The 26,092-nt window shown below is 57.4% G+C and carries 22 protein-coding genes and 3 pseudogenes; 13 read left to right on the top strand and 12 right to left on the bottom strand.

Annotated elements, in window-relative coordinates:
* Window positions 1-71: 71 nt before the first annotated feature.
* Together CAter10_RS16625 and xth are read left to right on the top strand one after the other, a co-directional pair.
* Window positions 72-689: a LysE family translocator gene (locus tag CAter10_RS16625; protein ID WP_061534285.1), complete on the top strand. Its 618-nt coding sequence runs from the start codon at window positions 72-74 to the stop codon at window positions 687-689.
* 196 nt (window positions 690-885) lie between these two features.
* Window positions 886-1,650 (top strand): exodeoxyribonuclease III, encoded by a 765-nt coding sequence (gene xth / locus CAter10_RS16620; RefSeq protein ID WP_061535414.1) that lies wholly within the window; start codon window positions 886-888, stop codon window positions 1,648-1,650.
* A 104-nt stretch (window positions 1,651-1,754) separates the two neighbouring features.
* On the opposite strand, the gene CAter10_RS16615 is transcribed toward xth, so the two are convergent.
* Entirely contained in the window at window positions 1,755-3,287 is a 1,533-nt protein-coding gene (locus tag CAter10_RS16615) for a leucyl aminopeptidase (protein WP_061534284.1), read from the bottom strand.
* A gap of 37 nt (window positions 3,288-3,324) precedes the next feature.
* On the opposite strand from CAter10_RS16615, the gene lptF reads away from it, so the two are divergent.
* From lptF to CAter10_RS16600, 3 genes are read left to right on the top strand one after another with little or no spacing between them, the layout of a single operon-like run.
* On the top strand, window positions 3,325-4,464 hold the full coding sequence (lptF, locus tag CAter10_RS16610) for an LPS export ABC transporter permease LptF (protein WP_061534283.1): 1,140 nt from the start codon (window positions 3,325-3,327) through the stop codon (window positions 4,462-4,464).
* On the top strand, window positions 4,461-5,594 hold the full coding sequence (gene lptG / locus CAter10_RS16605; protein ID WP_061534282.1) for an LPS export ABC transporter permease LptG: 1,134 nt from the start codon (window positions 4,461-4,463) through the stop codon (window positions 5,592-5,594). Before lptF ends, lptG begins: the two co-directional genes overlap by 4 nt.
* A gap of 23 nt (window positions 5,595-5,617) precedes the next feature.
* The gene (locus CAter10_RS16600) at window positions 5,618-6,028 is read left to right on the top strand and encodes a sirohydrochlorin chelatase (RefSeq protein ID WP_061535413.1); all 411 of its coding nucleotides are present in this window, start codon (window positions 5,618-5,620) and stop codon (window positions 6,026-6,028) included.
* Here the strand turns inward: CAter10_RS16600 and CAter10_RS16595 are convergent.
* Window positions 6,000-6,920: a LysR substrate-binding domain-containing protein gene (locus CAter10_RS16595; protein WP_061534281.1), complete on the bottom strand. Its 921-nt coding sequence runs from the start codon at window positions 6,918-6,920 to the stop codon at window positions 6,000-6,002. The genes CAter10_RS16600 and CAter10_RS16595 overlap by 29 nt on opposite strands.
* Window positions 6,921-7,051: 131 nt before the next feature.
* Here CAter10_RS16595 and CAter10_RS22560 point away from each other — a divergent pair, with 131 nt between their 5' ends.
* The 4 genes from CAter10_RS22560 to CAter10_RS22910 all read left to right on the top strand — a co-directional run bounded on the left by CAter10_RS22560 (window position 7,052) and on the right by CAter10_RS22910 (window position 9,112).
* Window positions 7,052-7,267 (top strand): hypothetical protein, encoded by a 216-nt coding sequence (locus CAter10_RS22560; RefSeq protein WP_061537375.1) that lies wholly within the window; start codon window positions 7,052-7,054, stop codon window positions 7,265-7,267.
* Window positions 7,268-7,872: 605 nt separating this feature from the next.
* On the top strand, window positions 7,873-8,274 hold the full coding sequence (locus tag CAter10_RS16590; RefSeq protein WP_061537374.1) for a hypothetical protein: 402 nt from the start codon (window positions 7,873-7,875) through the stop codon (window positions 8,272-8,274).
* 308 nt (window positions 8,275-8,582) lie between these two features.
* A complete protein-coding gene (locus CAter10_RS16585; protein ID WP_128083109.1) occupies window positions 8,583-8,792 on the top strand; it encodes a hypothetical protein in 210 nt (69 codons plus the stop codon).
* Window positions 8,793-8,938: 146 nt separating this feature from the next.
* On the top strand, window positions 8,939-9,112 hold the full coding sequence (locus CAter10_RS22910) for a hypothetical protein (protein ID WP_156477147.1): 174 nt from the start codon (window positions 8,939-8,941) through the stop codon (window positions 9,110-9,112).
* Window positions 9,113-9,116: 4 nt separating this feature from the next.
* Here the strand turns inward: CAter10_RS22910 and cobA are convergent.
* From cobA to CAter10_RS16550, 7 genes and pseudogenes are all read right to left on the bottom strand, one after another.
* Window positions 9,117-9,922, bottom strand: a pseudogene (gene cobA / locus CAter10_RS16580) (uroporphyrinogen-III C-methyltransferase).
* A 25-nt stretch (window positions 9,923-9,947) separates the two neighbouring features.
* Window positions 9,948-11,282: a sulfate adenylyltransferase subunit 1 gene (locus tag CAter10_RS16575; protein ID WP_061534278.1), complete on the bottom strand. Its 1,335-nt coding sequence runs from the start codon at window positions 11,280-11,282 to the stop codon at window positions 9,948-9,950.
* On the bottom strand, window positions 11,282-12,217 hold the full coding sequence (gene cysD, locus CAter10_RS16570) for a sulfate adenylyltransferase subunit CysD (protein ID WP_061534277.1): 936 nt from the start codon (window positions 12,215-12,217) through the stop codon (window positions 11,282-11,284). The genes CAter10_RS16575 and cysD overlap by 1 nt, the downstream gene beginning before the upstream one ends.
* 31 nt (window positions 12,218-12,248) lie before the next feature.
* Window positions 12,249-12,991: pseudogene (locus CAter10_RS16565) on the bottom strand (phosphoadenylyl-sulfate reductase).
* Window positions 12,992-12,993: 2 nt separating this feature from the next.
* Window positions 12,994-13,530 carry a DUF934 domain-containing protein gene (locus CAter10_RS16560; protein ID WP_061534276.1) on the bottom strand — a complete coding sequence of 179 codons (537 nt, stop codon included), beginning with the start codon at window positions 13,528-13,530 and terminating at the stop codon, window positions 12,994-12,996.
* The gene (locus tag CAter10_RS16555; protein ID WP_061534275.1) at window positions 13,517-15,211 is read right to left on the bottom strand and encodes a nitrite/sulfite reductase; all 1,695 of its coding nucleotides are present in this window, start codon (window positions 15,209-15,211) and stop codon (window positions 13,517-13,519) included. Before CAter10_RS16555 ends, CAter10_RS16560 begins: the two co-directional genes overlap by 14 nt.
* Before the next feature lie 85 nt (window positions 15,212-15,296).
* Window positions 15,297-16,070 (bottom strand): sulfite exporter TauE/SafE family protein, encoded by a 774-nt coding sequence (locus CAter10_RS16550; protein WP_061534274.1) that lies wholly within the window; start codon window positions 16,068-16,070, stop codon window positions 15,297-15,299.
* Window positions 16,071-16,285: 215 nt separating this feature from the next.
* Here CAter10_RS16550 and CAter10_RS16545 point away from each other — a divergent pair, with 215 nt between their 5' ends.
* The gene (locus tag CAter10_RS16545) at window positions 16,286-17,227 is read left to right on the top strand and encodes a CysB family HTH-type transcriptional regulator (RefSeq protein ID WP_061534273.1); all 942 of its coding nucleotides are present in this window, start codon (window positions 16,286-16,288) and stop codon (window positions 17,225-17,227) included.
* Between the two features lie 703 nt (window positions 17,228-17,930).
* Here CAter10_RS16545 and CAter10_RS16540 read toward each other — a convergent pair.
* Both CAter10_RS16540 and CAter10_RS16535 read right to left on the bottom strand, forming a co-directional pair.
* Window positions 17,931-18,308, bottom strand: coding sequence for a hypothetical protein (locus CAter10_RS16540; protein WP_061534272.1), 378 nt, complete (start codon window positions 18,306-18,308; stop codon window positions 17,931-17,933).
* Window positions 18,309-18,616: 308 nt separating this feature from the next.
* Window positions 18,617-20,212 carry an MDR family MFS transporter gene (locus tag CAter10_RS16535; RefSeq protein ID WP_061534271.1) on the bottom strand — a complete coding sequence of 532 codons (1,596 nt, stop codon included), beginning with the start codon at window positions 20,210-20,212 and terminating at the stop codon, window positions 18,617-18,619.
* Window positions 20,213-20,449: 237 nt separating this feature from the next.
* On the opposite strand from CAter10_RS16535, the gene CAter10_RS16530 reads away from it, so the two are divergent.
* The 3 genes and pseudogenes from CAter10_RS16530 to CAter10_RS16520 all read left to right on the top strand — a co-directional run bounded on the left by CAter10_RS16530 (window position 20,450) and on the right by CAter10_RS16520 (window position 23,636).
* The gene (locus CAter10_RS16530; protein ID WP_061534270.1) at window positions 20,450-21,454 is read left to right on the top strand and encodes a hypothetical protein; all 1,005 of its coding nucleotides are present in this window, start codon (window positions 20,450-20,452) and stop codon (window positions 21,452-21,454) included.
* Between the two features lie 153 nt (window positions 21,455-21,607).
* Window positions 21,608-22,992 (top strand): annotated as a pseudogene (locus tag CAter10_RS16525) (chloride channel protein).
* Entirely contained in the window at window positions 22,989-23,636 is a 648-nt protein-coding gene (locus CAter10_RS16520; RefSeq protein ID WP_061534269.1) for a class I SAM-dependent methyltransferase, read from the top strand. The pseudogene CAter10_RS16525 and the gene CAter10_RS16520 overlap by 4 nt, the downstream one beginning before the upstream one ends.
* A 6-nt stretch (window positions 23,637-23,642) precedes the next feature.
* Here CAter10_RS16520 and CAter10_RS16515 read toward each other — a convergent pair whose 3' ends face one another.
* Window positions 23,643-25,901 (bottom strand): mechanosensitive ion channel family protein, encoded by a 2,259-nt coding sequence (locus CAter10_RS16515; protein WP_061534268.1) that lies wholly within the window; start codon window positions 25,899-25,901, stop codon window positions 23,643-23,645.
* Window positions 25,902-26,092: the final 191 nt, after the last annotated feature.

The raw sequence follows: 26,092 nt of genomic DNA, 5'->3' as shown, positions 1-26,092 counted from the left end.
TCTCCATGTTTGAAGCATTCTCATCTTGAGATAATCGATGTCGACATGAACAGACATACAAGGGATTTAGCGTGGAAAAGATATTGTTCCTCAAGGCGCTCCTGATCGGCCTGTCAATCGCGGCGCCGGTGGGCCCGGTCGGTTTGCTATGTATCCAGCGCACATTGATGCACGGCCCGCGTATTGGCTTTGTCAGCGGACTCGGGGCGGCCTCGGCGGACGCCGTGTACGGCGCCGTCGGCGCATTTGGACTGGCCGCGGTGACGCATTTTTTTGTCGCATTGGCGACGCCGCTGGCGCTCTGCGGGGCCTTTTTCCTGAGTTGGATGGGTATCCGGATGTTGTTCGCCCGTCCGGCGGGTGAGGCGGCAGTGGCAGTAGATACGATGCGTCCGCACCGGGCGTTTGCTTCGGTATTCGCACTGACGCTGACCAACCCGATGACCATCCTCTCCTTCGTCGCAGTGTTCGCGTCGATTAGCGGCAACGCCGCTGTCGGCGGCGGCGATGCCGGTATCATGGTGCTCGGTATCGGTTGCGGATCGGCGCTCTGGTGGTTGACGTTGGCACTCGGAATTTCGGTCGTGCGCCACAAGATCGACCAAGGTACGATGCGCAGGATTAATCAGTTGGCCGGCTTGTTCCTGATAGGGTTTGCGCTGTGGCAGCTGTTTGGCCTGTGGCGCTGAATGGGTGCGAGTCGGGCGAAAATGGTATAAAAAATAATGTAAAGACCGATGTGTGTCCCGGCGACGCGGCGAGTGAGGTAACATCGTCACCTCTGAAACCCATTGGGTTAAAACGGGGGCGCCGAATGGCGGAGCAGGTGCAAGCAAGTGCCAGGCGCCGTGCGGAACCCGCATCAAACAAGGATTTGAAATTATGCTGAAATTGGCAACATGGAACGTTAACTCACTCAAGGTGCGCTTGCCGCAAGTGCTGCAATGGTTGGCCGAGAACCCGGTTGACGTACTCGCCCTGCAGGAAACCAAGCTGACCGACGACAAGTTTCCAGCTGCGGAAATCGAAGCCGCCGGCTATCACGTGGTGTTCAGCGGCCAGAAAACCTATAACGGGGTTGCCATCCTGTCACGCCATCCGATCACCGATGTGGTCAGGAACAACCCGCTCTATGAAGACCCGCAGCAGCGCATCATTGCCGGTACCATCGAAGGTATACGGATCGTCTGCGCATACATTCCGAACGGACAGGCGCCGGATACGGAGAAGTACGAGTACAAGCTGAAGTGGCTGGATGCCTTGCACGACTGGTTGCAGAGTGAGCGCCGGCAGCATTCAAAACTGGCCTTGATGGGCGACTACAATATCGCGCCGGAAGACCGCGATGTCCACGATCCCGCTGCATGGGTGGGACAGAACCTGGTGTCGCCGCCTGAGCGTGCCGCCTTCGTGCGTTTGCTGGGGCTGGAGCTGGTTGATGCGTTCCGGATGTTCGAGCAGCCGGAGAAGCTGTTCAGCTGGTGGGATTACCGGCAGATGGGCTTCCGCCTCAATCGCGGCATGCGGATTGACCATATTCTGTTGTCGCCGCCGTTAGCGGCACAGTGCACCGCTTGCGTAATCGACAAGGTACCGCGCAAATGGGAGCAACCATCGGATCATGCGCCGGTGATTGCAACGTTGGAATAATGATTACAGGGCGGGCGGGTTCTATTGCCCGCATGACGTGAAAACGGGCTGTTGGCAAATGCATGCCAACAGCCCGTTTTTTTGTTGCCTGGAGACTTGGCCTGTTACTTGCCTGCAGCAGCGCGCTCGGCGCGGTTGATCAGGAACGTGGTCAGCAAAGCCACCGGACGTCCGGTGGCGCCTTTGGCTGCACCGCTTTTCCAGGCAGTGCCGGCGATATCCAGATGGGCCCAGGTGTACTTCTTGGTATAGCGTTCCAGGAAGCAGGCTGCGGTAATGCTGCCGCCGGCTGGGCCGCCGATGTTTGCCATATCGGCAAAATTCGATTTCAGCTGTTCCTGGTAGCTGTCTTCGATCGGCATGCGCCAGGCGGTATCGCCGGTTGCCTTGCCGGCACTCAGCAATTCGTTGGCGAGCTCATCGTGCGCACTGTCGTGGCGGGTGAACAGGCCGGAATTGTGATGGCCGAGCGAGGTCACGCAAGCGCCGGTCAGGGTGGCGATGTCAACTACGGCAGCCGGCTTGAAGCGTTCAACATAAGTCAATGCATCGCACAGCACCAGACGGCCTTCAGCATCGGTGTTCAAGACTTCGATGGTCTGGCCGGACATCGAGGTGACGATGTCGCCTGGTTTTGTCGCTGTGCCGGATGGCATGTTTTCAGTCGCAGGAATGACGCCGATCACATTCAGCTTCAGTTTCAGTTCGGCGATGGCGCGGATGGTGCCCAGCACTGAGCCGGCGCCGCACATGTCGTACTTCATTTCATCCATGCCGGAGCCGCCCTTGAGGGAGATGCCGCCGGTGTCGAAAGTGATGCCCTTGCCGACCAAGACGGTCGGCGCATCCTTGGCCTTGCCGCCCAGGTGCTTGATGATGATGAATTTTGGTGCTTCGCCGCCGCCGCGCGCAACCGACAGGAAGCTGCCCATTTTCAGCGCTTCGAGTTGCTTGCGGTCCAGTACTTCCACCGACAACTTGAATTCCTTGGCCAGCTTCTTGGCAGTGTTGGCGAGATAGGTCGGGGTGCAGACGTTGCCAGGCAGGTTGCCCAGTTCCTTGGTCAGGTCGATGCCGTTGGCCAGTGCCAGGCCTTGTGCCAGGGCTTCCTTGGCAGCAGCAGCCTTGGCGGTGGCGACCAGGAAAGCAACTTTCTTGATGCCACCCGATGTTGTCTCTTTTTTACTTTTCAGGGTGTCCGAGCGATAGCTGTTATCGCGCAGCACCAGGATGCTGTTGCGAATCGCCCAGGCCAGGTCGCGTTCCGGGGTTTGCTTGGCGATACCGTCGAACGGCAATGCCAGCACGGCATCGCTGCCGCCCAAGGTTGACAGCGTGCGCGCTACGCACAGGGCTGCCATCGACATGACCTTGTCGCTCAGTTCGCCATCCTGGCCGAGACCGACCAGCAATACGCGTTCGGCGGCGACGCCGTCGATTTTACGCAGCAACAGGGTGGAGCCTGGCTTACCGGAAATGTCTCCGGACTTTAATGCAGCAGCGATTTCACCAGATTTGTCAAGAGCTTGCGCTTGTGGCGAGAGTTTCTTGTTTTCATAGATCCCGACTGCGATACAGCCGGCTTTCAGAGAGGCAATTGAGGTTTTTGCGTCGTTGGTTTTTATGCTAAAGTCCATCACTTACTCCTTTTTTGATCCGCAATTATATTCCCCAATGATCTTTCAGCGCGCACTCCGACGCGAATTAATTAGCACCGCTGGTGCCGTTTTCACGACGCTCTTCACAATTATCATCACGGTGATGCTGATCAAGATTCTGGGACAGGCAGCCGGAGGACAAATTGCGTCGCAGGACGTGGTTGCGCTGATCGGTTTCCAATCCTTGAACTACCTGCCGATCCTGCTGATCCTGACCGGCTACATCTCGGTGCTGCTGGTGGTCACGCGCAGCTATCAGGATTCCGAAATGGTGGTCTGGTTCGCCTCCGGTCAAAGCCTGGTCAAGTGGGTTCGGCCAGTGCTGCTGTTCGGCTTGCCGATCATCGTGCTGACCGCCATCCTGAGTTTCGTGGCGACGCCATGGGCCAACAACCAAAGTTCCCAGTACCGCGAGCGCTTTGAAAAACGCGAAGATATCTCCAAGGTTTCGCCTGGCAAATTCCAGGAATCGGCCGCAGCCAACCGGATTTTCTTCGTCGAGGGGATTTCCGGCGACAGCACCAAGGTCAAGAACGTCTTCGTCAATACCCAGCAGGATGGCAAGAACAGTATCGTGGTGGCCAAGGAAGGCATGGTCGAGCTGGACAAGAACGGCGACAAATTCCTGATCCTGCAGAAAGGGCGGCGCTATGACGCGTTAGAGGCCCAGAATGAATTCCGGATCATGGAGTTCGAGCGTTATGGCGTGCTGGTGTCCAGCGCCTCGCAAGCAGTCAACGGCGACAAGTCGGCGCGCGCGTTGCCGACCGCCGATCTGCTGAAGGACCAGAACAGTTTTAACATGGGCGAGTTGCTGTGGCGCCTGTCGCTGCCGTTCATGGCGTTGTGCTTGATGCTGCTGGCGATCCCGCTGAGCTTCGTCAATCCGCGTGTCGGTCGTTCAGCCAGCCTGTTGATTGCGCTGTTGCTGTTCGTTACCTATAGCAACGTCATCAACATATTTCAGGCTGCGGTGGTGCAGAAACGCATGTCATTCGCCCTTGCCTGGTGGCCGATTCACCTGGTGGTGCTGGTCATCATTACCTTGTTGTTCCTGTGGCGGCTGAAGGTCAATAGCCGTTGCCATCCATTGGTCATTTGGTCTGCCATCAAGCATGCGCATTTGACTAAAACCAAGCGATCGGCGGCAGCATGAAGGTCCTGCAGCGTTATTTCCGGGCCGAGATTGTCCGCTCAGTGCTGTTTACGCTGGCGGCGTTCCTGGCGTTGTTCGCGTTCTTCGACCTGATGAACGAACTTCCGTCTGTGGGGCGCGGCGGCTATAAGCTGCAGCATGCTTTCCTGGTTGTGCTGCTGGGACTGCCGAGCTATGCCTATGAACTGATGCCGATTGCGGCGTTGATCGGCACCATCTACACGCTTTCCCAATTTGCCGCACGTTCTGAATTCACCATCATGCGGGTCTCCAGCATGTCGACCATGATGGCGGCCAAGGCGCTGTTCAAGATCGGCCTGCTGTTTGTCGTGGCGACTGTGCTGATCGGCGAATTCGTTTCGCCCAAGAGTGCGGAATGGGCGGAGCAACTGAAGCTGCAATCGAAGGGATCATCGATTTCACAGAAATTCAAGACTGGCTTGTGGAGCAAAGACGTGATCCGGACCGACGGCACCACTGGCGACATTATTGGTTCACGTTTCATCAATATCGATGAAATTCGCTCTGACGGCGAGCTGGAGGGAGTCAAGCTGTACGAGTTCGATCGCAACCTGCACATGACGGCGCAGCTCCATGCGAAGCGCGCCAACTACCAAGGCAACCATGTTTGGCGCATGGCCGAGGTGGTACAGACCGATTTCGTCAACGGCGCCTCGACCGAGGACATCACCAGTTCGATCGCCACCAAGAGTTTCCCGAGCAAGGATCTGGTTTCCGAAATCACGCCGGAAATCCTGTCGGTGCTGTTCGCCGATCCGGACCACATGTCGGCCTATAATTTGTGGTCTTACTCCAGGCATCTGGCGGAGAATAACCAGCACAGCGAGCGATACGATATCGCGTTCTGGAAAAAGCTGGTGTATCCGTTGTCGGTATTCGTGATGATGGCGCTGGCTTTGCCGTTCGCCTATCTGCATTTCCGGGCAGGCGGCGTCAGCCTGAAGATTTTCACCGGCATCATGATCGGTGTCAGCTTCCAACTGGTCAACACGCTGTTTTCGCACCTTGGATTGCTCAATACCTGGCCGCCTTTCATTACCGCGGCGTTGCCGAGCAGTTTATTCCTGCTGGTCGCCATGGCGGCGCTGTGGAAGATCGAGCGGCAGTAGTGCCGCCACAGGACCGGACGCATATGTCGCAGCCACTCTCATCAAACAACGTTTCGCAGGCGCTGGTGCTGTTTGGCCACGGCGCCCGCGATCCGGCTTGGGCGGCGCCGTTTGAATCCTTGCGCCAACTCATCCAGGGGCAGCTACCGGCGCTGCAAGTGAGGCTGGCTTTCCTGGAGTTGATGCAGCCGGATCTACCGCAATTGCTGCAGCAATTGGCAACAGACGGCATCGCCGAGGTTAGCGTGGTGCCGGTCTTTCTCGGACAGGGCGGCCATGTACGGCGCGACCTGCCGGCATTGATTGCGCAAGCCCGGCAGCAGTATCCTCAAATGACCATCAACGTGGCGCAGGCGGTTGGCGAACAGCCAGACGTGCTCAACGCCATCGCTCAATACTGCATTTCTACTTTGCCTGCTGATTCTCCTCCTTGATGCCGTTGGAAGTTTGCTTGCCTTTCAATTGCAGCCACGCGATGAAATTGGCCAACACCGGGTCTTGATGGCTAGGCCGGAACAGTAAATGAAATCCCTTATCCTGCAAACGCAGATCCGGAAATAGCGGCAACAAGCTGCCATGGGCCAGATCATCTTCGATCAGAGCCAGCGAACCCATCGCCACGCCAAGATCGGTCAGCGCTGCTTGCAGACTCAAGAAGAAATGCTCGTAGATCTGGCCAGGTAACTGACCTTTGATCGGCACGCCCACCTCGCCAAACCAGCGGGTCCAGGTTTCCGAGCGGCTCGACAGATGCAGCAGGGAAGCCTGCAGCAGGTCGGCCGGGGCTGCGAACTTGTGCTGTTGCAGATAACGTGGCGATGCCACTGGTGTCAGCACGTCGTCCAGAAAGCGGATGCATTCGTACTCTGCCCGATGCATCGGGCTGCGTCGTATGAGCACGTCGAAGGGCTCCTTGATGGCGTCCACCGCAACAGTCGAGGTGGTGACTCGAATCTCGACGCGTGGATTCTCGATCTGGAATGACGAAAGCCGAGGAATCAGCCAGCGCATCGCCATCGATGGCGTACAGCTGACGCGGATGATGCGCTGCTTGCCGGTATTGAGCAGCTGTTCGGAGGCCAGCGCGATACGGTCCAATCCGGCTTTGACGTCGGCAAAGAAGACTCTTGCCGCTTCGGTCGGCTCGACACCGCGCTGTCCGCGGATGAACAAGGTCTGGTCGAAATGCTGCTCCAGCAATTTGATTTGCTGGCTTACCGCGCTGTGCGTCAGATGGAGTTCGGCGGCGGCCAGCGTCAGGCTGCCGGTGCGCACCACGGCTTCGAATACGCGCAATGGCTTGAGAGGTGGCAAGCGTGTCTTCATGTTAAAAAAACTTATATTTCCAATGGAAAATACGGCTTTGGGGAAAGTCGGGGCAGGCTTATTCTACATGCACCGGCAATGAAAAATGATTGCCGAAGTATATTTCGTGCAGTCATCGACGGGAGCTTCGAATGTCAGTTACCGATAATTTTTCTAATATTAAATTATTTGCCTTCCTGGCTCGCACGTGGCGGCGCCGGGCTATTGCTGGTGCAGTGGATGCGGAGCAGGCCTTTCTCGCAGCGGCGGCAGATCACCAGGATCTGGAGCGGCGTCTGAAGGTGTTGGAGTGCCGGCATGGATCGGTGCTGCATACGTTGCGGGTGATGAAGGTCAGCGCATATTGATCTCGTTGATCTGGTGCCGTTCAATGAAGATTGAGCGGCATTTTTATTTGCGAGAACTGGGAGGAGCACGCGTGGGGTGTTGCGCGGCGATACATATTTTTTGTCGAAAGTAAAGCCTTTTTACTTGACAGATTGGACAGTCGGAAATATACTCCCCGGCATTGCATCACATGGAGGTCCATATCTTGGACAGTTGTTCTAGTAGTAGACGTGGATGGGTCCTCAGCCCAGCACATTACGCATAGTCTATAGCAGACCTCCCTCCGCTACAGCTTGTGTATATGCGAGCTGTAGTATCGCGGTAGCAACGTCGTTTCAATCCGCACCGATACTCCCATCCGTTTAATGTAATACCGTTGTTCGTGCTGCCATTTGGCGGTTTGCGTTCAGCCGTGTTATTCCAGTTCCAGATCGTCTTGAACCTTGTCGGGCTTGCCCGTGGCGGTTGTATTTGCCATGGCTTCTTGATGTTCAACGTCGGGTGGACAGGAATTGCATCTGTTCGACTACGCGTGTGCCCGATATCTGGCATGTGCGCAAGTCGGGCACCGGCTGCAGCAAATCGTCCGGCTGCTGCGGGCAACGTCAGCGGGAAGGAGTACATCATGCTATTCAACAAACTGCATGCTTTTTTCAGCAAGCATCGTTCCACTTTTGTCGCCGGCGGCGATCAGCACGAAGCGGCTTCGCGGCTGCCTTATCGCATCGTCACGACTTGCCGCAATTCGGAAGTGGCAAACCTGGAAGAATTGATGCGTCGGCTGCTGGCGTCCTATGACGTCACTCACCAGGCGAATGAGCCTGCGGTGCAGTCCCATCTCACCGCCATCACGGTTGAAGTGATGTGCTCGGTGCGCGAACGTGCCGGACTGGTGCAGTTGGTGACGCGCCTGGCGCAGGAAGTCAGTGTGCGCAGCGTGCGTTGGGAAAGCATTCCTCAGCGTTCGCCGCGTGCCGCACAACCGGCCTATGTGCCGCCGTCCAGGGGCGCAGCATTGCCGGCGTAATCCGGAAATTTTGAATCAGGAGCTATTGAAATGGACTGTTCCAGTTGTCCGGGTAACCGGATAAAAAAATCAGCAATAAAAAATCGCAAGGCGGCTTCGTCCCTGCATTTGCCTGCATCAGCATAGCCACTCCCACTTTTCCGTGTCGATTGGCTGAGCTGAACAGCTCGCAATCGACAACCGACAACCAGTTTCACGTCGCTGTCGCTTGTGCCGCAGCAGGCACGATGCGCAATCGCCTTGCATGATCAATCCGCTTCCCGTCCGTTAAAGAGCGTCGGGGAAGCTAGGCATGAAAAGGTGAAATGATGACTATCAAGACTCTGCTGGGTATGACATCCAACAATCGTAACAGCGTCAACAACGGCAGCAATTGGACCTTCGGCTGGACTTCTAGCCAGGCATCGGTACTGTCCACCAACACCGGCGCAAAAGCCGTCAAGCGCGGCGTTAGCCAGGCCGATCGTCAGGTTGGCATGTACGGCGTACTGGCGACGCGTAGCGTCTCCGGACGCTGAGCCAACATATTCAATAAATTATTAATCGTAGTAAGAGGTTATCCCGATGCCATTTCGATGGCTCGGGATGGCTGGCTATTTGAGTGCGACAGTGTATCGCTTGCCACATGTGGTGTAGATGCGATGCTGCACGTTAGGAGTAAACAATGAAATGGGAATTTTTTAATAAGAGAGTAGCAGTATTCGCAGTCTTGATCGTGACAGCCGCCTTCCTGGTCAGCTGGATCAATGTCTTGTCGCCGGAAGACCGCGTCGAGCAATCCGGTCCGATCCTGCAAAAGGCGCTGGCGTCGCAACCCAGCGCCCATACCGCACGTTAATCCGTCAAGCCGCGCTGCGCCGCGTTTCGGCCGGCGCTTCTTGCATTTTTTCTTGATCGTCCTCAAGTGTTTGCGTAGCGCGGGTTGCCAAGGCTTCACCGATCATTACCAGTACCGGACCTTCGCATTGCTGCAAACCTTGTTCCAGCTGATCCAGCTGCAGACGCAAAATATGTTGATTGTCGCGGCTGCAGTTTTCCACCACCACTACCGGCGTTGAAGCAGCGCGGCCTTGCGCCAGCAGGCGCTGCGCCGTCGCCGCCGCTTCGCGCCCACCCATGTACTGCACCAGCGTGTCGCAGGATGGCATGTTGACCTGATCCGATTCGCCTGGCGCGGTGCTGGAAGTAAAGAAGGCAACGCTGCGCGCCACACCGCGTTTGGTCAAAGGCTGTTGCGAAGCCGCCGCTGCCGCCAGCGCAGCGCTGATGCCGGGGACCACCTCAACTTCGATGCCATGCTGCTCCAGCGTCCGCAATTCTTCGTCGGCGCGGCCGAACAACATGGGATCGCCGCCCTTCAAACGTACCACTACCGCATATTTACGGGCATTGTCGACCAGCTGCTTGTTGATGAACTGTTGTGCGGTAGACAGTTTGCCGCAGCGCTTGCCGACGGCGATTTTCACGGCTTGCGGACACAGCGCCAGCATTTCCTCGGTCACCAGCGCGTCATGCAGTACCACTTCGGCTTGCGCCAGCAACCGGGCGCCACGCACTGTGATCAGGTCGGCGGCGCCGGGCCGGCACCGATCAGGTAGACCTTGCCGAGGGGGCTTGATGTGGTGCTGGCTGGGCGAGTGGTTTGCATGGCGTGCGCTTCTGTCAGTGTGGTGTCAGTCGAGCCGGATCATGCCGGCAGCGACGGTCTGATGCGTCACTTCATCGATCAGGATGAAGGCGCCGGTGGCGCGGATCGCATCGTAGGAATCGGCGGCAATCGCTTGCTGCACGTTCAACGAGACACGCGCGATGTCGTTCAGCTTCAGTGATTCGGCCGGGCGGCGTTCCTGGGTATTGATGTCCAGCAGCGTATCGACCTTGGCGATGCGTGCAGCGACTTGCTTGGTGCTGTGTTTCATCCAGTATTTGCGGCGCAGGTCGAGCGGCTCTTCGGACAGCCAGCAGAGATCGGCGCCGACGGTCTTCAGCAAAGTCGGTGCGCGATCAACCGAAGTCAACATGTCGCCGCGCGAGATATCCAGGTATTCATCCAGGAGCAAGGTCACCGATTGGCCGACCACGGCTGATTGCAGCGAACCTTCCAGCACCAGGATGTCCTTGACGGTGGCGCTCTGGCCGCTAGGTTGCACGATCAGCTTGTCGCCCTTGCTAACCTTACCGGCTTCGATGCGGCCCATGTAGCCGCGAAAATCGTTGGCTTCATGGCCGTTGTGACGGGCCACTAGCTGGACCGGGAAACGGAATGGTTCGTCATGCGATTCGTCGTAGACGCTCAGCGATTCCAGCAGTTCGATCAGGGTCGGGCCCTGGTTCCAAGGCATGTTGTCGCCAGCCACTACGACGTTGTCGCCAGCCAGTGCCGACAGCGGAATCGGGCGCACATCGCGCAGGCCGAGCTGTTGGGCGAATTCCTGGTAGGCAGCGACGATGCGGTTGTAGACGGTCTGGTCGTAGTTGACCAGATCCATCTTGTTGACTGCCACGATCACGTGTTCGATCTGTAGCAGGTGGGCAATCGTCGAATGGCGTTTGGTCTGGGTCAGCAGCTCAACGCTGCCGTCGTCGCCGAGCTTTACCTTGGAGACGTCGATCAGGATGATGACGGCGTCGGCAGTCGACGCGCCGGTTACCATGTTGCGGGTGTACTGCTCGTGGCCCGGGGTGTCGGCGATGATGAACTTGCGTTTCGGCGTCGCGAAATAGCGATAGGCGACGTCGATCGTGATACCTTGTTCGCGTTCCGCCTCAAGGCCATCGGTCAACAGCGACAGGTCAATGGTGTCGCCGACTGTGCGCTTGTGCTTGGCGCGCGAGATGGCGTCCAACTGGTCGGCAAAGATGCCCTTGCTGTCGAACAGCAGGCGGCCGATCAGTGTGCTCTTGCCGTCGTCTACCGAACCGGCGGTGATGAAGCGCAACAGACCACGCTCCAGAGGCGCAGTGTTTGCATGGCTCGCATCGGCAACTTTTGTCACAACGGCGTTCATCAGAAATATCCTTCTTTCTTACGTTTTTCCATCGACGCTTCCGAGGTCTGGTCGTCCATCCGGGTGGCGCCGCGTTCGGTGATTTGCGTTACCGCAGTTTCGGCGATGATCGCTTCAACCGTCGCTGCATCGGACGCTACCGGGCAGGTGCAGGAGATGTCGCCGACGGTACGGAAGCGTACTTCACGGGTTTCCACGATTTCGCCTTCGCGTGCCGGGGTCAGGTCGGTCAGCGGTACCAGCAGGCCATTGCGTGGGATTACCTGGCGTTGATGGGCGAAATAGATCGGTGGCAGTTCCAGTTTTTCGCGGGCGATGTATTGCCAGACGTCGAGTTCGGTCCAGTTGGAGATCGGGAACACGCGCATGTTTTCGCCGGGGTGGACGCGGGTGTTGTACAGGTCCCAGAGTTCCGGGCGTTGCGCTTTCGGATTCCATTGGCCGAATTCGTCACGGAACGAAAAAATCCGTTCCTTGGCGCGTGCCTTTTCTTCATCGCGGCGGGCGCCGCCGATACAGGCGTCGAACTTGTATTCGGCGATGGTTTCCAACAGGGTGACTGCTTGCGCGGCGTTGCGCGAATCGGTTTGCGGATTGCGCAGGCGCACCGTGCCGCGCTTGATTGAATCCTCGACCGAGCCGACGATCAGGCGTTCGCCCAGCTCTGCTGCGCGCTTGTCGCGGAAGGTGATGACTTCTTCAAAATTATGGCCGGTGTCGATATGCACCAGAGGGAAAGGGAATTTGCCCGGGCGGAACGCTTTTTCCGCCAGGCGCAACATCACCACCGAATCCTTGCCACCCGAGAAGAGCAGCGCAGGATTGCTGCACTCGGCGGCCACTTCGCGCATGATGTGGATCGCTTCCGATTCCAGCCAGTCGAGGTGGCGGTTGGCGGCCTTGTCCAGGAAAAAATTTTCAACAACTGTGTTCATGTCAGGTCTTGTCATGTAAAGGTGCGATGGTTCAGGTGTTCGGCTGTGCGACGGATTTGATGCGGATCAATTTGCCGTCGACCACATGCAGGCCGCATTCCTTCGATTCCGGGTTTTCCCACCACCAGCGGCCGGCGCGCACATCTTCTCCCGGCTGGATCGCACGGGTGCAAGGTTCGCAGCCGATCGACGGATAACCTTTGTCGTGCAGCGGGTTGTACGGCACGTTGTTGCTGCGGATGTATTGCCAGACGTCGTCTTCCGACCAGTCGGCGAGCGGATTGAATTTTTCCATTCCATGCGCGGCGTCGTGTTCCTGCACATGCAGTTCGGCGCGGGTTTGCGATTGCGCGCGGCGTTGACCAGTAATCCAGGCCTTGTTGCCGACCAGGGCGCGGTTCAGTGGCTCGATCTTACGGATGCGGCAGCACTCCTTGCGCATGTCGATGCTGTCGTAGAACGCATTCAGGCCGTTCTGTTCGATATAGGCGGCCACGGCTTCCGGTTGCGGCCGATACGGCGTGACGTCGTAGTCGTAGGTTTGCTTGATGCGATCGAGCATGCCAGCGTCTCGGCATGCAGGCGTCCGGTTTCCAGGGTGAATATGCCGATCCTGTCCTGCAGTTGGTTGCGCAGGATCAAATCGGTCAGCACCATGTCTTCGGCCGCCAGGCTGGAGGCAAATGCCGCGGGTGCATATTCGGCCGCGATTTTTTCCAGGGTCGCCTTGGTTGCGGCGATCAGATCGTGCAGGGATAAGGCCGGGCTGCTCATGATCAATCCTGTGTAACCGGTTGGCGTTGTACGCGACGGAACAGCGGTGTTTTTTCGTCCCACGAAGCCTGGTATTTTTCCGAGAAATCGGTCAATCCCTTTAATGCATCATGGATGTTCTTGTCGGCACGGACAGCGAATGCGTTGAAGCCGACGCGCTGCATGTAGAACAACTGGTCACGCAGGACATCGCCAATCGCGCGCAATTCGCCCGCGTAGCCATAGCGGGTGCGCAGGTTGAAGGCGATGGAATAGCCGCGGCCATCGGTGAAGATCGGGAAGTTGATGCCGATGACTTCGAACTGTTCCAGATCGTCTTTGATCGCATCAGCCTGGGCGTCGCTGTTGAGCCATACGCCCAGCGGCGTGCGCCCCTGCAGTTCGGTGCGGCGGGCTTGCCACACCGCCAGCGGCAGGATCACTTTGCCGGCCGGGATGGTGACGCTGTCGGCAGTATCGCCTTCGCTGAGGCGGAGCACGGTCCAGTCGTCGGCGACGACTGCGCGGTTCTTGATGATTTCAGAATTAGACACAGGCATCCTCTCCATGCGGTTGATCCAGCAGGATCGGTGTTGCGTAGACAAATTCCTTGAACGGTGCAACGCCGATGCGTTGCACGGTGTCGATGAAGCGCTCATCTTCGGTGCGCTGTTTGACGTAGACGTCGAGCAGGCGTTCGATCACAGCCGGCATCTGGTGTGCCGAGAACGACGGGCCGATGATCTTGCCGATGCTGGTGTTGTTGCCTTGCGCGCCGCCGATCGAGACCTGGTACCACTCGGCGCCATCCTTGTCGACACCGAGGATGCCGATGTTGCCGATGTGGTGGTGGCCGCAGGCGTTGATGCAACCGGAGATGTTCAGCTCGATATCGCCGATGTCGTGCTGGAAATCGATGTTGTCGAATTTCTCGGCGATGGCTTGCGCAATCGGGATCGACTTGGCGTTGGCCAGCGAGCAAAAATCGCCGCCGGGGCAGCAGATGATGTCGGTCAGCAAACCGATGTTTGGAGTTGCCAGGCCCTGTGCCTTGGCTTCCTGCCAGAGCGCGAACAGTTCGCTTTGCTTGACGTCGGCCAGCACCAGGTTTTGTTCGTGTGTGACGCGCACTTCGCCGAAGCTGTAGCGTTCGGAAAGGTCGGCGACGAAATCGAGCTGGTCGGCGGTGAGGTCGCCCGGTGGGACACCGGTCTTTTTCAGGGAAAGGATGACTGCCGCATAACCGGCAACCTTGTGCGCCTTGACGTTGCGCTTGATCCAATTGGCGAAAGCTTTATCCTCGGCCTTGCGGGTTTCGAAACCCGTATCGGTCGCAGGCAATGTCTCGTAGGCAGGCGCAGTGAAATACTGGGCCACGCGCTGCAGTTCTTCGACGGTGAGCGTACCCGGGCCGTCCTTGATGTCGATCCATTCTGCCTCAACCTGGCGCGCGAATTCTTCGGCGCCGATGGCTTTCACCAGGATCTTGATACGTGCCTTGTAGATGTTGTCGCGGCGGCCGTGCTGGTTGTACACGCGCAGGATCGCTTCCAGGTAGGTGAGCGCATGCTGCCATGGCAGGAACTCGCGGATCACGCTGCCGATGATCGGGGTGCGGCCCATGCCGCCGCCAACCATCACACGAAAGCCGATGTCGCCGGCAGGATTCCTGGCCATTGCCAGACCGATGTCATGCACGGCAGTTGCCGCGCGGTCTTCCTCGGAGCCGTTGATGGCGATCTTGAATTTACGCGGCAGATAGGCGAATTCGGGGTGGAAGGTGCTCCACTCGCGCAGAATTTCGGCGTACGGGCGCGGATCGATCACTTCGTCGGCGGCCACGCCGGCCAGTTCGTCGGAAGTGATATTGCGGATGCAGTTGCCGGAAGTCTGGATCGCGTGCATTTCCACGGTTGCCAGTTCGGCCAGGATATCTGGCGACTCTTCCAGCTTGATCCAGTTGAATTGGATATTCTGGCGCGTGGTGAAGTGGCCGTAGCCGCGGTCGTACTTGCGTGCGATATGGGCGAACTTGCGTACTTGCGGTGCCGACAGCAGGCCGTAAGGCACGGCAATCCGCAGCATATAGGCATGGCGCTGCATGTACAGGCCATTTTGCAGGCGCAGGATGCGGAACTCGTCTTCCGCCAATTCATTGGACAAGCGGCGCCGTACCTGGTCGCGGTATTGGGCGACGCGTTCCTTGACTATCTGGTGATCATATTGATCGTAGCGATACATCTTCGTCTTCCTTATGGGTTGTGGCCAGCCTCACCACGCCTTTATCAATAGATGCTGGGACTCTTGTTGCGAGTCCCTTGGTAACTCAGTAAATCAACTTTACTGCGACGCTGGTCAATGTCACTGCCAGCAGGCCGCGCAGAAATTTTTCCGGTACCGCGCGCGCCGCCAGCGAGCCGAGCGTGATCCCTGGCACCGAGCCGAGCAGCAACGATCCAAGCAGGCTCCAGTCGATCGATCCCAGCCACCAGTGACCGAGCGCCGCAATCGCGGTCAGCGGTACTGCGTAGGCGATGTCAGTGCCGGCAACTTCTGCCGGCGTCAGGCGCGGATACAGTAACACCAGGATGGTCGCACCTACTGCACCGGCGCCGATCGACGACATCGTCACCAGGGCGCCCAGCACCACGCCGGCGAAGACGGTTGCAAGCGTCAGGTTCCGGCCGCGTAAATGCCTTTCCGGATGCGCATTCAGCCATGTTTGCAGCTTGCCCCTGAACAGCAGAGCGATCACGGTCAGCAGCACCGAGACGGCGATCGAGTAGCGGATCACCTGGCCGATTTCAGCGCTGATGCCGCCAAGGTATTTGAGTATCAATGCAGTGGCGATAGCTGCCGGCAACGCGCCGAGCGACAGCCGTTTGACGATGTCCCAGCGTACGGTGCCGCGCGAGCGGTGAGCGACGGTACCGGCGACCTTGGTCACCGACGCAAATGCCAGGTCGGTACCCACAGCCACGCTGGGATGGATGCCAAACAGCAGCGTCAATAGCGGCGTCATCAGCGATCCGCCGCCGACACCGGTCAATCCCACTAGTAATCCGACGGCAAAACCGCTCACTACATAAGAAACAGTCATATCACCTCGTACTAAACACCCAGAATCGTAATAAACTTCACATCTATCTCCAACTACAGACTATTTATTTGCTTATATGCGCATTTGATATATGTAAATACGGCAAATGCGTTTGCTGTCTGGTCCCGGATTTGTCTTTTTGCCAATTTTATTGTTGGGAATATTGAGCAGATTCTTGTATAGAAATAGTGAAAATAGAAAACCAAGGAAAAGTCATGAATCTCCATCAGTTCCGCTTTGTTCGCGAGGCAGTGCGGCAAAACTATAATCTGACCGAGGCCGCCAAGGCGCTATATACGTCGCAACCAGGTGTTTCCAAGGCGATCATCGAGCTGGAAGAGGAGCTTGGTGTTGATATTTTTACACGGCACGGCAAGCGGATCCGCGGTCTGACCGAGCCGGGCAGGGCGGTGCTGAAATCGGTCGAACTGATCATGCAGGAGATCGACGGCCTGAAACGCATCGGCAATGAATACGCGGCGCATGACAGCGGCAGCTTTACGATTGCCACCACGCATACCCAGGCGCGCTATGCGTTGCCCAAGGTGGTACAGGCGTTTACCCAGAAATTCCCGAAAGTGCGCTTGTCTTTGCTGCAAGGCAACCCGAAGCAAGTGGCAGACATGGTGCGTAACGACCAGGCTGACCTGGCCTTGGCGACCGAGGCAATTGTCAACGCCGATGGCCTGGTGACCTTGCCTTGCTACCAATGGGAACATGTGGTGGTGGTGCCGCCGGATCATCCTTTGCTGCAGTCGAAGGCGATCACGCTGGAGGAGATCGCGGCTTTCCCGTTGATTACCTACGATAGCGCCTTCACCGGCCGTACCAAGATCGATCATGCATTTGCCTTGCGCAACTTGAAGCCGGATGTGTTGCTGGAGGCGATTGATGCCGATGTCATCAAGACGTATGTCGAGTTGGGTATGGGAGTGGGCATTATTGCTGGCATGGCATTCGATGCGGAGAGGGACAGTGGTTTGCGTTCGATTCCGGTCGGGCATCTGTTTGGCAGCAATATTTCGCGTGCTGCGGTGAAGCAGGGGGCTTATCTGCGCAGTTATGTCTACACCTTCATCGAGTTGCTGGCGCCGACGATGAATCGCAAGCTGATCGAGCAGGTGATGAATGGCGAGAAGGATATGTACGAGTTGTAGGATCGTCGGTCATGCGCTGTTGCAGCTAAATGGCAACTAGTTAAATAGGGCAGAGTTAAATGGGGTCAGAGTTTTTTTTCGGCAGGGTTTCGCCGAAAATTACTCAGACCCTTTTAACGGCCTACGGAGTGAGTGCGGTGGTGCATCTACAACTGGCGATCATCGTTACTTAATACTGTTGCTACTCCGTGGGGGCTTGCCGGGGGCGGCCCGGCAGCCGCTCACTTTCTTTGCTTCGCCCCTAGCCGGGCGCCCGAAAGTAAGCAAAGAAAGGCGATCGCACAGCCGTTGCCCGCCTTCGGCGGGTCCCCAAATGAGCCGCGCGCCAGTCGGATGGGACACAAACTCGCTGCGCTCAAACATGTGTCCCATCATTCCCGACTGTCACCCGGCTCATTTGGCAACGTCAGCATGCGAAAAGTCAAAAGCAACGGCAACGTCAAAAGCCAATTCAAAAGCAACATCAAAACCAACAACAGCATCAAAACCAACCCCGAGCAGTTAAATGGGGTCGGAGTTTTTTTTCGCGGTTTTTGCGAAAATTACACTTCCCGCGCAGCTCTGACCCCATTTAACGAACCACGGAGTGCACACCGTGGCACTCAATGCTTCTTAGCCGTTACTTAATAACCAGCATCCCGCATCGCATCTTCCGTCGCATGCAACGCCACCTCAATACGATGCAGCGCATGACGCTGCAGCTCTAGCACGCGTGGGTCGTCTTCGCGTTGGGCGGCGTCGTTGCGGGCGCGGGCCAGGCATCGGCGGCGTCATGCAGGCGGCCGCGGTGGTCCAGGTTGGCGTCGGGACGTTCTTGGCGATACATATCTTTGCCGACGTACTCTCCAAGCTGAGTGATTTCACGCGTGGCGGCATCGATTTCGGACAAGGCTACTTGCTCGTTTCGGCCCATTTCCCAATTGTCGCCGGGACGATGGTCGATCAGCCAGCGGGCTGCGTGCAGGTCGGCCAGCGCATGCTGATAGGCGCCGTGGTGGCCTGGTTCGTCGGCTTGCGCGGCAAGCGGGATGACGGCCGGAATCAGCAGTAGGGAAAGTGTGAGTTTGTGGATCAATTTCATGATAGCTCCGTGATTATTTTTGTATGACGAAAAGTAGAACGATGGCTTCGGCTAGTAGCGGTAGTAATAAGGGTGGGGAGCGTAATAGCCGCGTGCAGGCACGACGACGCAGCCGGTAACGGCGGTACACAAGGTGACGCCGAGCACTACGAGTCCGATGAGCTTTTTCATTTTGGCCTTCTTTCCTGTTTGAGTTACCAGGACTTCAGAATGCCATCAACATCTTGCTACATGTGCTTCGATACAGTGTGAGATGTAACCGTTTGTAGGTATTGTCCGGACGGGAAATGTCCGGATGAACGATACGATTATTCAGCGACGACAGCCGGTTCGAGCTTGCTGTGCAAGGTGATGGCAGGCACTCTGCGCACCAGCCACAGGGCTGTCACGGTCACGATCACGGCCAGTCCGACACCCATGTGAATGGCGCCGATCAAGGCTTCGCGCGCAGCTACCAGCAACAACTGGCCCTGGTGGCCGGCGCTTGCCAATTGCGCCAGCACCGTGGTTTGGGTGTCGTGGCTGATCAGGATCTGCGGATCGGAAAAACTGCTGAACCAGTCGTCCGCCTTTTGTTCGCTCAATGCCTGATGCACGCTTCCGGCGTACATGTGGTTGATCAGTGTGCCGATGATCGCGGTGCCAAGCATGCTGCCGATCATGCGCAGCGATTGCATCAGTGCTGTCGCGATGCCAAGGTGTTCACGACCAGCTTCCTGCTGGATGAAAATGGTCAGGTTAGGCAGGATGAAGCCAAGGCCCAATCCGCCGACCAGCATGAAACCGGCGATGACGCCATGTGAGGTCCAGCGGTTCGATATCACGACGCCGAGGCACGATAGCGCCAGCAACGAGAACCCGACATACAGCATAATGTTTGGATTCTTGAGCTTGGTGATGATGCGGCCATTGGAAATGCTGCCGACCATGATGCAAGCCACCAGCGGCGTAATCAGCAGGCCGGCCTCCTGCGGCGACAGGCCGAAACCGCCCTGGTACAGCAATGGTGCGTAGAACATCAACGAAAACATGGAAAATCCGCTCAGCACAGACAGCAGGAAGAGCGTCGACAATTTTTTGTCGAACAGCAGGTCGAACGGCAGGATCGGTTGCGGTGTGTGATGTTCCCATTTCCAGAGCGCGATGAACGCTACGACGCTGGCCGCCAGCAGGCCCAGCATTGCCAGCGACAGGCCGTGCTTGGGCAGCATTTCGACAAACAGCTGCAGACAGCCCAGCGCCGCAGTGATCAGCAACGCGCCAGGCCAGTCGAGACGGATCTTGGCGTCCGGGTGGGTGTGGCGCAGGTGCGGCAAGTATTTGTAGACGAAGAACAGCGACAACACGCCAACTGGCAGGTTGACATAGAACACCCAGCGCCAGCCCCAGTATTGGGTCAGGAAGCCGCCTAGCGAGGGACCCACCGCAGTGGCGATGCCGAATGCCGTGCTCATCAGAACCTGCCAGCGCAGCCGCACATGGGCGCCGGGAAACAGGTCGGGGATGCAGGCGAATGCTGTGCCGACCAGCATGCCGCCACCGATGCCTTGTAAGCCGCGCGCAATCACCAGCCACAGCATGCTGTTCGCCATGCCGCACAGGATTGAGGCGGCAGTGAACAGGATGATTGAGACCAGCACGAACGGTTTTCGACCATAGTAGTCGCCGAGTCGGCCGAATATCGGCACGGTAATCACAGAAGTCAGCAGATATGAGGTGGCGACCCACGCATACAGGTCGAAGCCTTTCAATTCTGCAACGATGGTCGGCAACGCGGTGCCGACCACGGTTGAGTCGAGCGCCACCAACATCACCACAAAGGCGATGCCGAGCATGGCAAGCAGTGATTCACGGAAAGGTAAAACCTGGTCGCTCGAGTGAGCAGAGGCAGAATGGATAGCCATATTGTTGTTTATCGGCGGAGTCGCCGGTTGGTGGAACAGTGCATGGAGTCTGTAATTGATTGCTGTTAGGCACAGCTTGGAGTTTCAGCTTGATACGGATTGATACTTATTGCGCAGACAAGATCATACGCCCCTTGGCCGGTTTCTGCTGCGCGCCGGCCGCCGCAACTTATAATCGCGCCCTCAAGCTTATTTTTCATCCGAAAAATCACACCCTGACAAGCAGTAACGCAAGCGATGAAAAAAACAGACACCAAGGCGCTCAATGTCGTCGAACAGCATGGTCAGGCCAGCCTGTCGCCAGCGCAGAAGAGCTTCAATGCGCTGCTCAAGAAACTGGAGACCGAGCGCCAGCTGCTGGCTGCCTGGCAGCAAATGATTCCTTTGCATCAGCAACACTATGTCAGCCAATACCAGCCCCTGATGCGCAGCTATCACCGGCTGTTGGCGCAGCTGGTGCGCTTGCTGGACGATGCGTATTCGGTGAGAGGCTTGAGCCGGCATGACCAGGAAAAAATCAGCCACATCATCTGTTCAGTTGGAACCGTCATCATTGGCGACAGCGACGCTGCAGATTTGAAACGAATCTACCGCATGCATGGCGGTGCCGATGTCGACGCAGCGGAAGGGCCGCAGGATGATTTCGAGGCATCCGAGCAAGAGGCAGATAGCGACCGCCATGCGTCGACGGAATATGCGCGCGAGCACGCCTCAAAACGCAAGAAGTCGGCCAAGGCTGCCGCCAAAGAGGCCAAGCAACAGGAAGAACTGCAAAACGCCAGCCAGTCAGTGCGCGAAGTCTATCGCAAGCTGGCAAGCGCCTTGCATCCCGACCGCGAGCAGGATCCGCTGGAACGCTTGCGCAAGACAGCACTGATGCAAAGAGTGAATATCGCCTATGACAAGAAAGATCTGCTCGGCTTGCTGGAGCTTCAGTTGGAAATCGAGCAGATCGACCAGAGTCGCATCAATTCCTTGTCGGAGCAGCACCTGCGGCACTACAGCAAGGTGTTGACCGAGCAGTCAGCGGAACTGCGTGACGAGATCGCCGGGCTGGAGGCAGAGTTCCGGATGCGCTTCAACTTCGATCAGAAAGAGGCGATGTCGCCGGCGCTGGCGATGCGTCACCTGAAGAGTGCGACCAAGGACGTCCGGCAAAACATCAATGCGCTCAAGAGCGATTTGCTGGCATTTGAAGATATCAAAAACATCAAAGCCTGGCTCAAAAATTATCACATCTAGACAGCCTGTTGCTCTGTGAGCACATCGTTCAAACCTGATGTTAAATTATATTTTTGTTATGTTTTTGTGGCGTTGACGTGCGACTTCCGCGCCGTCTTGATCGATATACCGATGGTCAATTTGGCGGGAATGGTGCGGGGATAATTTATAATCATGTCTTTGCGCGCAAATCCAATGAATCCGCTCCCCCCCAGTTTTTCCGATCAGACGCTGCGCCAGGTGCGGCGTGCCTGGCGTAAATACGGCATTTTGTGGATGGGGGCGGTGCTGGTTGGCTTGGTCGCCGTACTGTATGCCTGGCTGATGGATGTCGGTTTCGGCTTGTTTCGCTCGATGCAGCAATCGCACTTCTGGTTGCCGTTGTTCATCACGCCGGCGATCGGCGCCTTTTGCGTGTGGGCTACGCGCCGTTATTTTCCCGGTTCCGAAGGCAGCGGCATCCCGCAGGTGATCGCGACGCTGGAAGAGGACACCACCAGGCGCGGCCAGTCGCTGCTGTCGATGAAAATCCTGATGGGCAAGATCGGTATTTCTTTTGTCGGCATCCTGGGTGGCTTTACCATCGGCCGTGAAGGGCCGACGGTACAGGTCGGGGCGGCCTTGATGTTCAACTTGCGGCGCTTATATCCACGTGCCAGCGCGGCGCTGGAGCGGCGCCTGATACTGGCAGGCGCGGCAGCCGGTTTATCGGCCGCGTTCAATACACCGTTGGCGGGATCGTGTTTGCGATTGAGGAACTGACGCGCAGTTTCGAGCATCGGGCCAGCGGCGTCGTGATTACCGTGATCATCTTCGCCGGTGCGGTGGCGCTTGGCTTGAACGGCAATTACACCTATTTCGGCACGATCAACATCGATACCAGGTTGACCGACATGCTGGCGCTGGCAGTGCTGGTGACCGGGGTGGTGACAGGGGTTGCAGGCGGCATATTCTGCTGGCTGCTGTTGAATACCGCGCGCTGGATTCCGGCCCAGGTCAGAGATTTCCGCGTGGCGCGTCCCATCGCATTCGGCGCCGCATGCGGCTTACTGGTAGCGGTCATCGGCATCATTGCCGGCGGTGCGACCTTCGGCAGTGGTTATGTCGAAGCCAAGGGCGTACTGGAAGGACAGCAGCATCTGTCGGTGTTTTACCCGTTCCTGAAAATGGCATCGATGGTGTCGTCCTATCTGCCGGGCATTCCGGGCGGTATTTTTGCACCGTCGCTGTCGATCGGCGCCGGCTTCGGCAACCTGTTGCACCAGTTGTTCGACCATACGTCGCTGCCGATGCTGATTGCGTTGGCGATGGTGGGATACTTGGCAGCGGTCACGCAGTCGCCGATCACGGCTTTCGTGATCGTGATGGAAATGATCAATGGCCATGCATTGGTAATCTCGCTGATGGCGACGGCATTGATTGCCAGCCGCGTCTCGCGGTTCTTCGCACCGCCGCTATATGACGCGCTGTCGGAGCGTTATCGGACGGCAGCAGCGGCAGTGGTCGAGAATATTGAAAAAATGGAAGTTAAAAAATTAGAAAATGAGTCGGAAAAATGATTAGTACTGATATGGCGGCTTACTACGCCAAACGTGCCGCAACTTACGAAGAGATTTACCAGCGCCCGGAGCGTCAGGATGAATTGCTGACGCTGCAGGTGCGCGTGCAGGAGTTGATGGAAGGCCATGATGTGCTGGAGTTGGCGTGCGGCACTGGATTCTGGACCGAACAGATTGCTGCATCGGCTAATTCTGTGTTGGCGACCGACATCAATCCAGAGATGATCGCGTTGGCCAAGTCCAAGAATCTGCCAGCCGACACGGTCAGTTTTGCACTACAGGACATCAATGATTTTCAGCCGGAACGACAGTTCACCGCTTGCTTCCTGGGATTCTGGTGGTCGCACGTCGGCCGCCAGGACCAGGTGAAATTCATCGCCAAGCTGCGTGAGAAACTCGGCAAGGACATCCTGCTGGTGATGATCGACAACAGCTACGTGGAAGAAGTCAGCACGCCGATTGCACGCACCGATGCCGAGGGTAATACCTATCAATTCCGTACCTTACCCAACGGCGAGCGTTACGAAATCATGAAGAATTTCCCCACCGACAGCGGCTTGCGCAAGAAGCTCTCGCCGATCACCCGCGAGTTGCGCATCTTGCGTCTGGAGTATTACTGGCTCCTAAGCTGCCGCATTAAATAATCTTCATCAAGTCTTGGCGCCGGTGGCCGGCAAGTCCGGTGCACCGGACTCCGCCGGCGCCGGCTGTCCCACTGCAGTCAGCGGGAAGTTCGCCCACTCGTTGGCAAAATGCACAGTCGGCTCGTCGTCGACTTTCTTCTTGATGCGCAGGTTAAAGCCGCGCGTGACTTCACTCTGGGTTTGCGGCTTGGTGCGGATGCCGGCCAGCAGCGCTACGCCATTCAGGTCGAAACCGTTGACGCCGTAGATTTCGATCGGTTGCAGCAACAGGCGACGCAGGCGGCGGTCTTCCAGCATTTCGGCGCCGGTTTCGCGCATCAGGCGCAGCGCCTGGTCGACATCCGAATCGTGGGTAATGTTCAGTTTCAGCGTGGCGTAAGTATATTCGCGGGAATCGTTTCGAATGGCGGTGATTTGCGAAAAGGGGACGTTGTGCACCGAACCGTTGCTGTCGCGCAGACGGACCGTGCGGATAGTCAGGTTTTCCACCGTGCCGGCATGGCCGTTGCCGACGTCGACCCAATCACCGACCGACATTGAATCCTCCATCAGGATGAAGACGCCGGTGATCAGATCCTTGACCAGCGATTGCGAACCGAAGCCGAACGCCAGACCGACCACGCCGGCCGAAGCTAGCAGCGGCGTGACGTTAATGCCGAGATTGGCGAGAGTGGTGATAGCCGTTATCGTCAGGATCGTGAGCATCAGCGCATTGCGCAGCAGTGGCAGGATGGTGCGCATGCGAGTGCTCGGATTGCGGCGCGAATAGCGGCTGGTGCGGCTAGGATTGATCGCTTCCTGGATGAAGGTGTCGAGCATGATCCAGACCAGCCACGCTACCACCAGCGTGACGCCGATCTTGCCGATCGCGGAGACGATCATCTGGCCGATCAGGGTGGCGTTCGCAAACTCCAGCAGCGAATGCTCCCAGATCCTGGTCAGCAACTCAAAGGAACCGATCCAAAGGCAAAGTTGCAGCAGGCTGAAACCGACATTCTTAAGGCGCTCGATATAAGGCGATTGCCGGCGCAAAGGGACGGGCGCCGCCTTGCGGTTGCGTATCCGCCGCAGCAGGGCGTTGATGAAGAATGTGGCAACCATGAGAGCGACGCTGCCCAAGGCATGGTTGAGCGCGGAATTGCTGCTGGACAGATCAAGGATGGTGGCGACGCTGACCGTGATGCTCAACAGGAGTATCGGCACATACCAGAGCGCGGCGATGACCTCCAGTGTTTCCATGCGCGCAGGATGATTGCGACGGATTTCCAGTGGCCGGTTGCGGATGATATGCGCCACCGGACGCCGGAACCGCAACGCGAATACGCCCCCCAGGATTGCTGCGACCAGACTCGACAAGGTCGCCACTACGCTGGACAGGTGCACGCCGATAATTTCGTTGACTTGCGGATTGTCGAGCACATCGCCAAGCCAGCCGGTGCAGCCGATGACAAACAGCAGTTTCCAGGCGCGTTGATACAGAATGCGCACGGCCACCATGCGATGGCCGCCATGCGTCAGTGAAAAGATGATGGCGCACACCGCCTGGAACAGGCGACCGCCGATCAATGTGTACAGCAGCACCGTAGCCAGGGTGCGGCCAAGCGACGGTTCTAGGCTGATCACCACCGAGATGACAACCACCAGGGCCAGCAGGATCGGCGCGATATGGCGCAGGATGTACAGCAGCAATTCCTTCATGCTGGGGTCGGACGGCAGGGCGACATCGACCTTGAAGTGTTGATGCACGCGCCTGCCGATGTGCTGAATCGCGAAAGCGACAACACCAAACAATGCCAGCATTTCCAGAAAATTGGCCAATGCCTGCAGTCCGGTTTCAGAGTCCTGGCGCTCCAGTATGGTCGACAAATCCTGCCCGGCCAGCGCGAATTGCTGGCGCCAGTATTTTTCCGGTGTGATCACCTGCTGCAGGTGCGTCTGGAAGGTGCCGAGACTATTGGAGATTAGTCCGATGAAGCCCTTTTGCGTCGGCGAGGTTTTGCTGTTTTGTTGCTCAGCCTGGATCAGCGTAGCTACCAGGCTGCCGGTTCCAGGCGAGCTTTGCAAGACCTTGGACAGCGAGTCCAGCGGCGATGCGGGAGCGGCTGGCGCGGCTGGAGGTGTGCTGGCGCTGGCGCCTGCCGTGGTTGCGGCAGCCGGCGCTGCATGAACTGGGGCGCTGTGTGTCAGCAGCAGGCAAAGCATCAAGACCACCAGCAGGCCGGTTAACATGCGGGCCGAAATGGCGCGAAAATGGCAGGTTTTCATGTCGGCGGGGCATAAGTCATAAAGTGGTGATCTTACCGTACCGCCGCCACCGGGTCCGATGTTGTCGGATTGATACTGATCATTTTTTGCGCATATGAAAATGCAAATGGCAGCTATTCAACTCAAATGATGGGTTGACCTACCCAATGCCATAAGCTCTGTTCGCCAGGTTCAACTATCTGCATTCATTT

Source organism: Collimonas arenae (genome assembly GCF_001584165.1).
GTDB lineage: Bacteria > Pseudomonadota > Gammaproteobacteria > Burkholderiales > Burkholderiaceae_D > Collimonas > Collimonas arenae.
Note: the sequence above shows the minus strand (reverse complement) of the source record. Positions and strands in the feature narration are given on the sequence as shown.